Origin of the sequence: Rothia sp. HMSC073B08 (assembly GCF_001812975.1) — a bacterium.
In the GTDB taxonomy this organism is placed as follows: domain Bacteria; phylum Actinomycetota; class Actinomycetes; order Actinomycetales; family Micrococcaceae; genus Rothia; species Rothia mucilaginosa.
The window spans coordinates 36,446-50,777 of the sequence record NZ_KV811044.1 but is presented as its reverse complement, the minus strand read 5'-3'; the positions used below and the strand labels follow the sequence as shown (position 1 = coordinate 50,777).

Sequence of the window (14,332 nt, the reverse complement as noted above, 5' to 3'; positions counted from 1 at the left end):
ATGGCTGAAAACGAACTCCCCGAACCGGAATCCGTCAAGCTGTTTGAGGGTATGACCGGCGGCGACTCCGACTCCATCCCCACCTACGATGTGGTCATCAAGATTCGTCGCTACAACCCGGAAGTTTCCTCCGAGGCGTACTGGGACGAATTCCCGCTGACCATGTACCGCACCGACCGCGTGCTCGACGCTCTGCACAAGATCAAGTGGGAAGTAGACGGCTCCGTCTCCTTCCGCCGCTCCTGCGCACACGGCATCTGCGGCTCGGACGCGATGCGCATCAACGGCCGTAACCGCCTGGCTTGCAAGACCCTGCTGAAGGACCTTGACCTGACCAAGCCGATTACTGTTGAGCCCATCAAGGGTCTGCCCTGCGAGAAGGACCTCATCGTTGACATGGAGCCCTTCTTCCAGGCATACCGTGAAATCATGCCGTTCTTCATCAACGACTCGAACGAGCCTGAGCGTGAGCGTCTGCAGACCATTGAGGACCGTGCACGTTTCGATGACACCACCAAGTGCATCCTCTGTGCAGCATGTACCTCGTCTTGCCCGGTCTTCTGGACCGACGGCCAGTACTTCGGCCCCTCCGCTATCGTGAACGCACACCGCTTCATCTTCGACTCGCGCGACGATGCAGGCGACCTACGTCTGGAAATCCTCAACGACAAGGAAGGCGTGTGGCGTTGCCGCACCACCTTCAACTGCACCGAGGCTTGCCCCCGTGGCATCCAGATCACCAAGGCTATTGCCGAGGTGAAGCAGGCAATCCTGAGCCGTTCGCTCTAATTTGAGCACGCGGTATCAGCTGATACAGCATTGACGATTCAAGCCGTCACCCACACCGGGTGGCGGCTTGAATCGTTTGACAGAAAAAGTCTGATGGAAATGATGGAGTAGAGCATTTTCAGGGGATTGGGAGCGCACAAAAACTCTTCACAATCTGTCATAAAGTCATAGATATTCTCGACTGCTGTCAGATAGGGGCAGCGGGTAGGTAAACCTCGGCGGGCGGCGTTATTCTACTGTGTATGGTTTTCGCTAATTCTCGCTACGATTTGTCCACCCCCGTCTTCGACGACTGGGTGGAGCGCATGATGGGTACCCTCGTGCAGTTCCGCCGCGAAGTGCACACCAACCCGGAGCTTTCCTTCCGTGAAGTGGCGACCACTGAGCGCCTCATGAACCGACTGCGAGAAGCCGGCATGAATCCTGTTGCTTGCGAAGGCACCGGCTGCTACGTCGATATCGGAAGCGGTCCCTTCGCCGTGGCTCTGCGTGCCGATATTGATGCTCTGCCCATTGTTGAGCAGACAGACCTGCCCTACGCCTCCACCGTGCCCGGCGTGATGCACGCCTGCGGCCATGATATTCACCAGACCGTCATGCTCGGTGTAGCTCTGGCACTGCACGAGCTGAACGAGAAGACCCCGCTGGGCCGTAGCGTCCGCATTCTTTTCCAGCCCGCTGAGGAGCAGCTGCCCGGCGGTGCGGTGCAGATGATTTCGCAGGGTCTACTCAAGGATATTCCGCGTGCTTTCGCTCTGCACTGTGACCCGAAGGTGGACTTGGGCCAGATCGGTACCCGCATCGGTGCGATTACCAGCGCCTCGGATACCGTGAAAATTCATCTGAGCGGTCACGGCGGCCACACTTCTCGCCCGCACCTGACCGAAGACCTCATCTACGCCATGAGCCAGATTGCTGTGCAGGTTCCCGCCGTGCTGACCCGCCGCACTGACGTACGTTCGGGTGTGCTGGTGGCATGGGGCCAGGTCAGTGCTGGCGTTGCCCCCAACGCTATTCCCGCCGAGGGCTACCTGGCGGGTACCATGCGTTGCCTGGACGTTGAGGTTTGGCGCCAGGCAGGCAACCTGCTGGACGAAGTGATCGAGCAAGTCGCTGTACCCTTCGGCGTGAAGGCGCGGGTGGAGCACATCCGCGGCGTACCCCCGGTCGTGAACACCGATCTGGAAACCACCATGCTCGAGAACGCAGCCCGCGCCGAGCTGGGCGAGGACTCCATCGTGCTGGTCGAGCAGTCCATGGGTGGCGAAGACTTCGCGTGGATGCTGCAGGAAGTTCCCGGTTCCATGTTCCGCCTGGGTACCCGTGCCCCCGGCGACCCCACCTATGATCTGCATCAGGGCGATTACGCCCCGAGCGAGCAGGCAATCGGCATTGGTGTGCGCGTCATGGCGGCAACCGCCCTGCGCGCCGTCCGCTTTGAACTGGCGAAGGCTGCGAAGGCTGCGAACCCCATCCGCGATGAGGCGCGCTAAAGAGCCACTCGAAAGCTTATGAGTCAGGTGTAAAGACGCGACTATCTCGCCACATCAAGCCTTGAAAGCTGTACAAGTTTCACCTCGTCACCTCTCACCGAGTGACGGGGTGAAACTCTATGCACGCGATAGAATTAAAGGGATTATGAGGACATTTGCGTTATGTTCCCGACCCCGTGCCCACACACCCTCGGGGGATGAAGGAAATGGCGCATCATCACACGGCGCACGCCGGAGGAGGACACCCAATGAGCTTCTTTGGAATCGGCAAGAAGAAGTTGGATGAACAATCGCGCGAAGAACAGAGCGCCGAAACTGCCAAGGCTCAGAAAGAACAGGCAAACGAAGACGCTCCCAAGAGCGCACGACTGAGCGAAAAGATTATGGAACAGCAGCAGTGGGAGGACTCCCTGCGCCGCTTCGTGAAGTCTGAGAGCGCACGCCACCAGAACCAGGACGAAGAGCAGAGTGAAGAGTACCGTGCTGTTGAGGATCTCAAGCGTGCCCTCCTGCACGATGACGAACAGGTTGAAGAGAATCCCTCTGCTGAGGAACTGACTGAAGAGCAGGTTGAGGAGCAGGAGCGCCGTAGCCTGTTGGCGGCGCTTGGTGCTTTCCCCCAGGAATCTGAGGAACCTGTTGAGGTTGAGCAGGTCGCTAAGATCCAGGACATTGAAGAAGATGCTGCTCCGGTTGCTGAAGCACCCGAGCCGGCTACCCCTGCGTTCCTGCGTGATGATGAAGAGGTTACCTCTGAGGCTGAGGAAGCGTCGGTTGATGCTGAGGAGCCGAAGGATGCTGCGGAGGATGCGCGATCCCAGTTTGAGAAGCACCTGCGTGCTGTGCGTGCTGAGAACACCGAAGATGAAGCCGATGAAGAACCTGAGGTGACTGCACCCGCAGCTGTAGAGGCAACTGAGGAAAAGTCGGAGAACACTCATTCTGTATCTGAGGCTTCTTCCGCCGATGCTGAGGAAACCCTGACTGTTGAAGACATGAAGGCAGCTCGTACCCGCGCCGCCGTCACCGAGGCACAGAACGCTGGTCTGGATGATTTGGCGGCAGCCTACGCGGCACGCCTGGGCATCACCCTCGATAGCGAAGAAGAGACCTTTAGCGAGGTTGCTTCCGACGAGGTGACCGCTGAGGAAACTACTACTGAGGTAGTTGCTGAGGATGCAGACTCTGCTGAATCCGCTGAGATTACTGAACCCGTCGAAGAGGCTGAAGAAGAACAGATTGAGGCTGTCGTTGAGGCACCCGAACTGTTGGCGGCTGAAATCGCTGACGAGGAGAACGCGGTTTCTGACGAGACTGAGCTGATGTCTGCTGTATCCGTTGAGGAGGAACGTGAAGTATCCGCCTCTGAATCGTTCGAGGCTGAGAGCCTTGACGCTGAAGAAGAGAACACCGCTGAGCTAATTTTTGATGCTTCCGCTGTCGAAGAAAGCGCAGCGGAAGAACCCGCTGTGGAAGAGACCGAAAAGGTAACCTCCGAGCCGGTAGCATCCGGAACCAAGGTTGAGGACTCTGCATCTGGGGAATCTGAAGACACCGACTCTGCGGACGACGAGCCCGCCAAGAGCACCTCTGCAGCTCCTGGTGTCGCGCTTGCCGCCGCTGTTGCGGCACCCGCCGCTGCGGTTGCTGCTTCGACTGCCTTCAAGAGCGAAAACGCGGATGAGAAGGCAGAGAAGGGCAACTCCCAGGGCGTCGCATTGACTGCAGAGGGCATCGACAAGAAGGAAGCCGAGAAGCACGAGGCTACCTCGGCTACCGGTGAAGAATCCGCTGAGGAATCCGCCGCTGAGCTGAAGGAAGCCGAGCAGAAGCTCAGCGAAGACGAAGCTGAACTGGTTGCCGAATCCATCATCCTGAGCGAGCCCGTTGAGGGCGCGGCAACCCTGCCCGCTCTTACGGAGCAGTGTGCCCTCTACGGCCTCGCGGAGCTCATGCGTACCCGCGGTTCGGGCACCATGAGCCTGGAACTGCGCCAAGTTGATGAGGACATGCACTACCGTCTGCTGCACCGCGGTCGCGAGGTCGAAACCGGCATTGTTGTGCCCGGCATTGACTGGTTCGCACCCGTGGCGGCACTGTACACCGAGGCTCAGCAGGCCGGCGCAACCTGGAACCGCGCGGCGGTCTCCCTGAACCCGCGTCTAGGTGACGGCCTGGAGGTTCACGCATCCTACCTGGGTATGGCGGACGGCCAGACCACCCGTGAGAGCTTCCTGCTGGAGGGCACCGCTGTCGAGGCTAAGCCCGTTGCGACCGCTGAGGCCGCTGAGGCTACCGTTCAGAGCGTTGACTCGGTTGAGGCTGAACGTGAGGCTATTGAGCGTGAGCTGGAGGCTGAGCTTGCTCAGAAGCAGGTAGCTAACGAGGTTGAGGCCGCTGTTGAATCTGCTGAAGAGCCCGTTGCTGAAACTGCTGAAGAGCCTGCCTCTTCGGGCCTGGCGGCTGCTGCAGGTCTTGCTGCGGCCGGTACTGCTGTGGCTGGTTCTGCTGTCGCTTCTGCGCAGGAGAAGGAAGACGTAGAGGAGGCTGTTGAAGCTTCTGCCCAGCCTGCCCAGGCTGAGTTTGCGCCGGTTGAAGCTGAGTTCGAGCACGATTACGAGAACGACCCGGTCTTCGGTGCGGCTACCGTAGAGCCCGAAACCGAGCATGCCGAAGAATCTGCCGCTGAGGCAGTCGCGGCATCTGCCGAGGACTCTGTAGAGCCCGGCGAAGACATGGAAGCCGCCCTGGCCACCATTGTCGTCAACGCTCAGAAGAAGCTGGACGCCGAGGAAGAAGCTCCTGCCGCAGTTGCTGAGGAAGCGTCCGCTGAGGAAGTTATTGCTGTTGAGGACCAGAAGGTTGCCGCTCCCGTGGTTGCTGAGTCCTTCACTCTGGATCGTACCCAGCCCGTTGAGGAATCCGCAGAAGAGCCGGTAGCAGAGAAGGCTGAAGAGCCTGCCCTGCCCGCGTTCCTGGATGACTCTGATCTGCTGCCCGAACACGAGACCTCCACCGAGGCTGCCTCCGCTGAAGCTTCTGCAGAGGCACCCGCTCTGGAGGACGCTGAGCCCGTCTCCGAGAGCGCATCTGTGGCTCCCGGTCTGGCTGGTGCTCTTGCCGCAGCTGCCGCTGTGGGCACCGCCGGTGCTGATGCGAAGGCAACCGAAGCAAAGGCATCTGAGTCGAAGGCTGCCGAGGTAAAGGCTCCTGTCGCTCAGGAAGAGCCCGCTGAGAAGGTCGCTGAGCTCAAGACCGTTGAGGTGACCCCCGCAGCTAAGATTGGTGAGGTTTCCGCCGCGGCTGCGCCCGCCTCCGAGGCTACCGCTCAGACTGCACCGGTAGCAGAGGCGACACCCGCTGCGGCGACCACCCCGGTTGCCCTGCCGGAGAGCACCCCGGCAGGTATCTCCTCCAGCATCTCGGCGTCCGCGCTGAGCGAGCTCAACCAGCTGCCCACCATCGTGGCTGAGCCGGACACCCCCTCCGCCGCGGTGCAGAGCCCGCTGGTCCCCTCGGAGACTCAGCTGGCAGCCGGCAACCTGGTTTTGACGGAGGCTCAGGTTGCTCAGCGTCTGGCGCCGGTCGTCGAGCACCTCTTCGGCGAGAACGGCACCGCAAAGGACGCCACCACCGTGCTGATTCGTGTACGTGCCCTCGGATCCTACTACGACGCCCTGACCCACGTGCGCCGCAACGGCTTCTGGGAGCAGGTCCGTACCTTCGAGCTGATCCCCGAAACCCTGCTGGACATTCCGGCGCTGAAGACCGACTCGTACAGCGAGGGTGAGGGCTCGCCGCTGGCTATGAGCCTGACCTTCACCCCGGGCGTGCCGGTTCAGGCGGCATTCGATTATGCGAATGAGCAGGCGTTTGTCACCTACCCGCGTCCGCTGGATGCTGAGCGTTACGTTGAGGAGCTGCGCATGTTCCCGCGTCTGGGTTCGAAGATCCCGGCTCATATGACGAGCGCGCTTTCGCACTGGAACCTCTAAAACCTTGTAAGGTGCGCCGCGCCGGCTCCCCGTGTGGGGGTCGGCGCGGCGCGCTATGTTTGTCATTTTTTTCGACGAGGAAGATTGTTATGACTGATACCCCTAATACTCCTGAGGCTTCTGCGGCGCAGAACGTTCAGGACACTGCCGCCCGCGCGGCTGAAGCCTTTGGCACCCTGGTGGAAACCATGGCGCTGTTGCGCGCACCGGGCGGTTGCCCGTGGGATGCTGAGCAGACTCACGCCTCCCTAATCCGCTACCTGGTGGAGGAAGCCTACGAGGTTGTCGAGGCGGTAGAAACCGGTGGCGCGCCGAATATGCCGCTGTTGCGTGAGGAGTTGGGCGACGTGCTGCTGCAGGTGGTGTTCCATTCCGATATTGCTGCGGCAAACCCGCAGGGCTTCGACATTGTGCAGGTGGTTGAGGGCCTTGTGCAGAAGCTTCGTTCGCGCCACCCCGATGTGTTCGCAGCTGAGTCTGAGAGCTCTTCGGAGGCGCCCCGCACCGCAGCTGAGCAGCAGGCGGCGTGGGATGCGTTGAAGAAGAAGGAGAAGAGTGACCGTGGCGCGCTGGACGGTATTCCGCCGCATCTGCCGGCGCTCGCTATGGCTGAGAAGACTGCTGTGAAGGCACGTAAGGCGGGTATTATTCTGCCGCCGGAGCCTACGAGCATGGAGGACGACCTGCGCTATATGCACACTGAAGAGGAGTTCGGCGAGCTGCTCTTTGCGTTGGTGAGCCGCGCACAGCGTAATGGTTTGGATCCGGAGCGTGCCCTACGTTCGTACACTCGTCGCTATATTGCTCAGCATACGCATGATGAGCCGAGCTATTAGAAACGGTGGTTGAGTTCTTCTGTGAGGCGCTTTGAAATCTGTTCTCTGAGGGAATAAGAGGTTTCAAAGCGCCTTCTGTTTGTTTGGGGTTGTGTTGGGTGGCCGTGAGGATGCTCGTGGCACATGCCCCGGCATTTGGGCTCATGTTGTGCTTTGGTCGAGTACCCACACCCTCCCAATGTGGGGGAGTGTGGGTCTTGTTCCGCTTTGTAGCGCCTGACTAAGGGTTATTTAGACCTTCAATAAGGCAATAAAAAAGCGGTGGCAACTAGTGTGTTTGTGTGGGAGTTTTGCTAGAATTTAGGGGACGCGACTTGTCCACTACCGGGTGAGCCGTTCACATCCTTGACATCTCATAAGGAGAACAATTCATGGCTGTTATTACCGCAGTTCACGCACGCCAGATCCTGGATTCCCGTGGCAACCCGACCGTTGAGGTTGAGGTTCTGCTCGAAGACGGTGCTTTCGCACGCGCAGCTGTGCCCTCGGGCGCATCCACCGGTGAGTGGGAAGCTGTTGAGCGCCGCGATGGCGACAAGTCCGTATACCTGGGCAAGGGTGTTCTGGGCGCAGTGAAGTCTGTTATCGAAGAAATCGCTGAAGAGGTCATCGGCATTGAGGCTTCCGACCAGCGCGCTGTTGACGCAGCCATGATTGCTCTGGATGCAACCAACAACAAGGGCAAGCTGGGCGCAAACGCAATCCTGGGTGTCTCCCTGGCTGTTGCTAAGGCAGCTGCTGAGTCCGCTGATCTGCCCCTGTACAAGTACCTCGGCGGCCCGAACGCTCACGTTCTGCCCGTCCCCATGATGAACATCCTCAACGGTGGTTCTCACGCAGACTCCAACGTTGACATCCAGGAGTTCATGATTGCTCCCATCGGCTTCGACAACTACTCTGACGCTCTGCGCGCAGGTGTTGAGGTTTACCACTCCCTGAAGTCCGTGCTGCACGACCGCGGCCTGGCAACCGGCCTGGGCGACGAGGGTGGTTTCGCACCCAACCTGGAGTCCAACGCAGCCGCACTGGACCTGATCGTTGAGGCAATCGAGAAGGCTGGCTACAAGCCGGGCGAGCAGGTTGCACTGGCACTGGACGTTGCATCCTCCGAGTTCTACAACGACGGCGCATACGAGTTCGAGGGCCAGAAGAAGTCCGCAGCTGAGATGAGCGCATACTACGCTGACCTCGTTGCAAAGTACCCCCTGGTTTCCATCGAGGATCCCCTGGACGAGAACGACTGGGAGGGCTACAAGACCCTGACCGAGCAGATCGGTGACAAGGTCCAGATCGTCGGTGACGACCTGTTCGTGACCAACCCCGAGCGTCTGGCTCGCGGTATCGAAGAGGGCGCAGCTAACGCTCTGCTCGTGAAGGTGAACCAGATCGGTTCGCTGACCGAGACCCTCGATGCAATGGAGCTGGCACAGCGCCACGAGTACCGTTGCATGGTTTCTCACCGTTCCGGTGAGACCGAGGACGTCACCATCGCTGACCTGGCTGTTGCAACCAACGCTGGCCAGATCAAGACCGGTGCTCCCGCACGTTCCGAGCGCGTTGCTAAGTACAACCAGCTGCTGCGCATTGAGGAAGAGCTGGGCGAGGCAGCTGTTTACGCTGGCAAGTCCGCATTCCCCCGCTTCAAGGCATAATGACGCTTGAAGGTTGCGGGATGTTCTGCTGAACGTCCCTGAACAGGCCGGGTCGAACCCGATACATAGTGATGTAATTCATCACGTCATGTATTGTGGGTCGGCCCGGTTTTTCCTTGTCAGCGCCATATAATCAGTCATATACGTTCACTCACGCATCACATAGGAAAATCATGACTGTTTGTTATCTCATCCTCGCCCATAAGTACCCGGAGCTGTTCAAAAAAATTGCTCAGCATATTTTGAACTCGGGCGGTGTCTGCGTTGCCCACATTGATAAGAAAGCAGATATCGATGATTTCTACGTCGAGGGCGTATCTTATGTCCGCGAACGCGAAAACGTGCGTTGGGCAGGTTACTCTGCTGTGAAGGCAACTCAAAAAATGCTAGCCCAGGCATTGAAAGAATATCCGGAAGCAACTCATTACGCGTCCATTACAGGGCAGTGCTACCCTGTACGTCCTCTCCGCGAATACGCTGATTATCTTGCTCGACCCGAAAATCTGGAGCATTCTTGGGTAAGCTTCTATGCGTTAGCCCCCGGAATGCGTAACTACGTCCTGGTGCTGTACCGGGAATATAAGGACTTTGAAGGCCTACTGCCTGAAGGGATTATCCGCAGGGGCGTACACAAAGTGTGTTATAAGATTTCACGACTGTTCCCCCGCAAGAATTTGCCGATTCAGTTTTATCAGGGGTCGGCTTATTGGACGGTGTCCCGTTCGACTGCACTTCAGGTGATGGACTTTTTGAAAACTCCGACGGGCCGAGAGGTCACCAAGATTTTCCGTTCTGCCCCTATGCCTGACGAGATGTGGATGCAGAGTATACTCCTCAATATACCCGCTCGTGAGAATGCTGAGGCCTGGGAGACCGACGGCCAGTTGGCACCGGGCACAAAGCATTCGGAGAACCATGCAAATCACCATTACATTGACTGGAGCGGGAATGGCGCCCACCCTGAGGTGCTTACCGAGAAAGATCTCCCTGTCATCCTCGAATCAGGAAAATGGTTTACGCGTAAGGTTGAGCCCCAGGCATCTGCCCAGCTCATTGATGCTCTGGATGCCATCCAGCGCGGATAATGATGGGTTCTCCCCTTCAATTCAGGGGTGCTTTTAACGAGAGGCGACGCTATCTCCGTTGGGGGTAGCGTCGCCTTTTGCTCTACCTGGGTGGGTGTCAGCACCCCACCCGAACACATAGCGAAAAAGCCCGAAGGTCTTTCAAAACGGCCCCGGAAGTAGCTCCAGAGGGAACGCTCAGGTGAGTGTACAAACCCGGGTAGAATATGAAGGAAGCGTTTAGCGGTACAGAACGGAACGAAGGATAGAGCAATGAGCCAGCGAGCAAGCCAGCAGACCCGGTCGCACTCTACGAGTTCCACTGCACCCGCTCAGGGTGCTACCGCCTCCGAAGAATCGCGAGGCGCCGCAAAGGAAGCCCGCACTTCCCTGATGAAAAAGGCTAGTGCCCTTTTCTTCGGCGTGGGTTTGAACCAGCGTCACCCTGAGCGTGAACGTCAGGCGCAGGCTCGCCGTGAGGAGCGTGCCCGCCGCCGCGCCGCTGCCCAGCAGGGCCGTGAAGAGGACGGATACGACGCCCCCGTGGCGGCTCACATGTTCTCCGGCCGTAGCTTCCTGACCGCTGTTGTGGTGGGCGTGATTGCGCTCGGTACCGCATACCCGGTGGTCACCTACTTTGACCAGGACCGGGAAATCAAGCGAATTAACACGCATATTTCTCAGCTGCAGCAGGAGAACGCCCAGCTGAAGGCGGAGCAGACCTGGTGGAATGACGACAACTATGTTCGCCAGCAGGCACGTAGCCGCCTCTACTATGTGAACCCCGGCGACACCCCCTACGTGGTCACCGGCATTACCGAGGACTCTACGAAGGCGGACGGTACTTCTGCGAATGCGAAGAACGCCCCCGAGGAAGCCTGGACTACTAAGGTTTGGAATTCTCTCGAGAAGAACTAGCCCCAGCTGCCGGCAGCAACCCTGCACATGCAGACACCCGGCACAAGTGGACGAGGCGACCCCTCGTTCCAGAAACTTAGGATTATGAGCACCGAAAACACCATTGAAGAGCTGAAGGCACGCACCCCCGGCGGCTTCGGCGTAACTGTTGAAACTCTGACCCCCACCGAGCAGGACGTCCGCGTTCTTTCCGCGCAGCTGGGCCGTAAGGTCCGCGACGTGGTCGAGATTCCGGCGCGTTGCGTGTGCGGTAACCCGCTCGTGGCTGCTACCGCGCCGCGCCTGAGCAACGGCACCCCCTTCCCGACCGTGTTCTACCTGGCGCATCCGGTGATTACCGCTGCGGCTTCCCGTCTGGAGGCGGGCGGTCTGATGTACGAGATGACCGACTCGCTCGCTGAGGATGCGGACCTGGCGGCACAGTACGCTGCTGCACACGAGAACTACCTGGCTGAGCGTGAGCGCATCCGCCTGATCAGCGGCACCGAAGAGGTCCCGGAGATTGACGGCATCTCTGCCGGCGGCATGCCGACCCGCGTGAAGTGCCTGCACGCCGTTATCGGCCACACCCTGTCGGTGGGTCGCGGCGTGAACCCGATGGGTGACCGCGGTCTGGACGCTATCGCCGAGTGGTGGACCCCCGAGGTCTGCTCCTGCGACCCTGCGTGGCGTGAAGAAGCCTAAATATTGATTCTGGTGCGCCCGCATCGTCGTCAGCGACGGTGCGGGCGCATAATAGATAGAAGAAAGAGCGCCGAAAAGCGAAAATTTTTCGCCTGCGGCGCTCGCGTTGCCTTTGGCACTGATTGGTATTGAAGACCTGAAAGGAACCCACCGTGCGCGTTGGTGCGATTGACTGCGGTACGAACTCTATTCGCCTGCTGATTGCTGATTCCACTACTGAGGTGGTGGACGGGGTCGAGAAGACCGTCCTGAAGGACGTTGTGCGTGAGATGCGCATTGTGCGTCTGGGTCAGGGCGTGGACGCGACCGGCTGGCTGGCGCAGGAGGCGCTGGACCGTACTTTCGCTGCGGCTCGTGAGTATGCGCAGCTGCTGAAGGAGCACGGCGCTGATTCGGTGCGTTTTGTGGCGACCAGTGCGACTCGCGATGCGGGTAACCGTCAGGTGTTCGTGGATGGTATCCGCGAGATTCTGGGTATTGAGCCCGAGGTGATCAGCGGTGATGAGGAAGCTGCTCTGTCCTTCGCTGGTGCGGTGCGCGCTGTCGGTTACGGCGACGGTGACACCCTGGTGTTTGACCTGGGCGGCGGTTCGACTGAGTTCGTGCTCGGCGACGAGTCGGGTGTGAAGGCTTCCCGCAGCGTCAATATTGGTTGTGTGCGCCTGACTGAGCGTCACATGATGAGCGCCCCGTCCACTGACTCGCAGATTGCCCGCGTTGAGGCTGATACTGACGAGGCTCTCGAGGTGGCACGTAAGACTGTGCCCCTGCAGGATGCGCGCCGCGTGGTGGCTGTGGCTGGTACCGCAACCACTGTGGCTGCTGCCGCGCTGGGTCTGGACCGTTATGACTCTGAAGCTATTAACGCTCAGAGCTTCTCCGTAGAGACCGTTCAGAAGACTGCCCGCTGGTTGGCTTCGCTGAGCCGTACTGAGCGTGAGGAGCTCGGCTACATGCACCCCGGTCGGGTGGATGTGATTGGTGCCGGCGCGACGATTTACGCCCGTATCCTGACCCGTCTGAATGAGATGACTGATGGCGCCGTGGATTCGGTGACCGTCAGTGAGCACGACATTCTGGACGGTATCGCTCTGTCCCAGCTGTAGGCTTGAGCGCTCGCGCCGTGAACCAACGGTGATTCACGGCGCGGCTCAGCTTGAGGAGTTTTAATGGTTCGTTCTGAGCGTCGGCGAGGTATGCCCCTGACCGGCTGGTCTTTTGCGCCGTCTTTCGCCTGTGCGTCTCGTGTATTTGGTGTGCGCGCCTCGGTTGGTTCTGACCGAGGCGCTACTCGCCGCATTCGTAAGGTTGCAGCTTTGGGTGCCAGTGCCGCGTTGACTCTTCTGCCGTTGTGGACTCCGATGGCGCCTGTTGCCTGGGCGACGGACCCGACCCCTTCTGCTTCGCCGAGCCCGAAGAGGGAGGTGACGGCGACTCCTTCACCGTCGGCTACTGCGGTGCCGAAGACTTCCGCAACTCCGAGTAAGGGCACGTCGACCACGAATGGTGATGATGTTCGTCAGCGTGAGTATTGGCTGAACGAGTACGGTATTACGTCCTTGTGGTCGCAGGCTACGGGTAAGGGCGTGACGGTTGCTGTGATTGATACGGGCGTGGACGGTACCCACCCGGATCTTGAGGGTAATGTTCTGCGTGGTTATGATGCCTCGGGCGTGGGCAGCGAGGACGGCTGGAAGGGCCTGGGTGCTGAGCCGATGCACGGCACGGAGGTCGCTTCTCTCATTGCAGGTCACGGCCACGATACGCAGGGCTATTCTGCGATTGCGGGTCAGCCGGGTAAGCCGACCGGTGTGATTGGTGTGGCTCCCGAGGCGAAGATTCTGCCGATTTCGCTGAATATGGGTACGACCGGCGGTAAGAGTATTGATGAGCAGATCCCGGCGGCGGTGCGTTATGCAGTCGACCACGGGGCTCAGATTATTAACATGTCGATTGGCTCGAATAAGACGAGCTGGCCGCAGAGCTGGGATGAGGCGTTTGCCTATGCGGAGCAGAAGGGCGTGCTGATTGTTGCGGCTGCGGGTAACCGCGGTAGCGGCTTGACGCAGGTTGGTGCTCCGGCGACGATTCCTGGCGTGTTGACGGTGGGCGGTATTGACCGGAATAAACAGGTTTCTGAGGGCTCGTCGACTCAGGGTATTTCGATTGCTGTGGTTGCTCCGAGTACGGATATGATTGCGGCTGCTCCGGGTAATGGGTACATGATTTGGTCGGGTTCTTCGGCTGCTGCTCCGTTGGTGACGGGTGTTGCTGCTTTGTTGAAGCAGAAGTATCCGAAGGAGTCGGCGGCTCAGCTGGTCCAACGTTTGATTGCTTCGGCTGATGATGCTGGTGTGACGGGCCGTGACCCTTTGTATGGTTACGGTATTTTCAATCCGCAGGATGCGATGGCTTTGGCGGCGCCTACGGTGACGGCGAATCCGTTGGGTTCGATTTCTGAGTGGATTGCGGTGCACCGTAAGCAGCAGGTGAGTGAGCCGATTCCGAGTGATGCTGCGCCGGTCCATGAGGAGGGCGAGAGCATTGTGAAGGCGGCTGCGCCGGATGCGCGTCGTCCTCCGGAGGATCGTGGCTGGTTGCCGCCGGTAATTTTGGCGGCGCTGACGTTGTGGCTGACGATTATTACGGCTGGTTCGGTGCATCGTTTGCATAGGATGCATGTGAGCGCGGGGCAGGCTGCGCGGATGGCTCGTGAGATGGCGCATCATCCGGGTGCTCATCACGGAAAGAGTCGTGTTTCAAAGGGGTCGCAGCGGGGTGCCCGGAGGGGGACTCGTTAGGGTTCTTGTGAGTCTGGGGTGCCGGTGTTTTTCTTCTCTGCGGAGACTTCTCCTGTTCGCCCGGGGCTGACTTTTGAGCTGGTCCCGGGCTTTGTTCTTT

10 protein-coding genes are annotated in these 14,332 nt (G+C 59.4%); all 10 read left to right on the top strand.

What is annotated here, in order from left to right:
• The 10 genes from HMPREF2884_RS00230 to HMPREF2884_RS00185 all read left to right on the top strand — a co-directional run bounded on the left by HMPREF2884_RS00230 (position 1) and on the right by HMPREF2884_RS00185 (position 14,232).
• On the top strand, positions 1 to 789 hold the full coding sequence (locus HMPREF2884_RS00230; protein ID WP_005508960.1) for a succinate dehydrogenase iron-sulfur subunit: 789 nt from the start codon (positions 1 to 3) through the stop codon (positions 787 to 789).
• A gap of 242 nt (positions 790 to 1,031) precedes the next feature.
• On the top strand, positions 1,032 to 2,282 hold the full coding sequence (locus HMPREF2884_RS00225; protein WP_070614698.1) for an amidohydrolase: 1,251 nt from the start codon (positions 1,032 to 1,034) through the stop codon (positions 2,280 to 2,282).
• Between the two features lie 248 nt (positions 2,283 to 2,530).
• The gene (locus HMPREF2884_RS00220; RefSeq protein WP_070614697.1) at positions 2,531 to 6,277 is read left to right on the top strand and encodes an ornithinee aminotransferase; all 3,747 of its coding nucleotides are present in this window, start codon (positions 2,531 to 2,533) and stop codon (positions 6,275 to 6,277) included.
• A gap of 89 nt (positions 6,278 to 6,366) precedes the next feature.
• Entirely contained in the window at positions 6,367 to 7,113 is a 747-nt protein-coding gene (locus HMPREF2884_RS00215; RefSeq protein ID WP_070614696.1) for a nucleoside triphosphate pyrophosphohydrolase, read from the top strand.
• Between the two features lie 371 nt (positions 7,114 to 7,484).
• Entirely contained in the window at positions 7,485 to 8,765 is a 1,281-nt protein-coding gene (gene eno / locus HMPREF2884_RS00210) for a phosphopyruvate hydratase (protein ID WP_005506838.1), read from the top strand.
• 173 nt (positions 8,766 to 8,938) lie between these two features.
• Positions 8,939 to 9,850: a beta-1,6-N-acetylglucosaminyltransferase gene (locus HMPREF2884_RS00205; protein ID WP_070614695.1), complete on the top strand. Its 912-nt coding sequence runs from the start codon at positions 8,939 to 8,941 to the stop codon at positions 9,848 to 9,850.
• Positions 9,851 to 10,102: 252 nt separating this feature from the next.
• The gene (locus HMPREF2884_RS00200; RefSeq protein ID WP_070614693.1) at positions 10,103 to 10,747 is read left to right on the top strand and encodes a septum formation initiator family protein; all 645 of its coding nucleotides are present in this window, start codon (positions 10,103 to 10,105) and stop codon (positions 10,745 to 10,747) included.
• A gap of 84 nt (positions 10,748 to 10,831) precedes the next feature.
• Positions 10,832 to 11,431 (top strand): DUF501 domain-containing protein, encoded by a 600-nt coding sequence (locus tag HMPREF2884_RS00195; RefSeq protein WP_070614690.1) that lies wholly within the window; start codon positions 10,832 to 10,834, stop codon positions 11,429 to 11,431.
• Positions 11,432 to 11,583: 152 nt separating this feature from the next.
• Complete coding sequence (locus HMPREF2884_RS00190) at positions 11,584 to 12,537, top strand: Ppx/GppA phosphatase family protein (protein ID WP_005508954.1); 954 nt, start codon at positions 11,584 to 11,586, stop codon at positions 12,535 to 12,537.
• Between the two features lie 63 nt (positions 12,538 to 12,600).
• Positions 12,601 to 14,232, top strand: coding sequence for a S8 family peptidase (locus HMPREF2884_RS00185; RefSeq protein WP_070614688.1), 1,632 nt, complete (start codon positions 12,601 to 12,603; stop codon positions 14,230 to 14,232).
• The last annotated feature ends 100 nt before the right edge of the window (positions 14,233 to 14,332 follow it).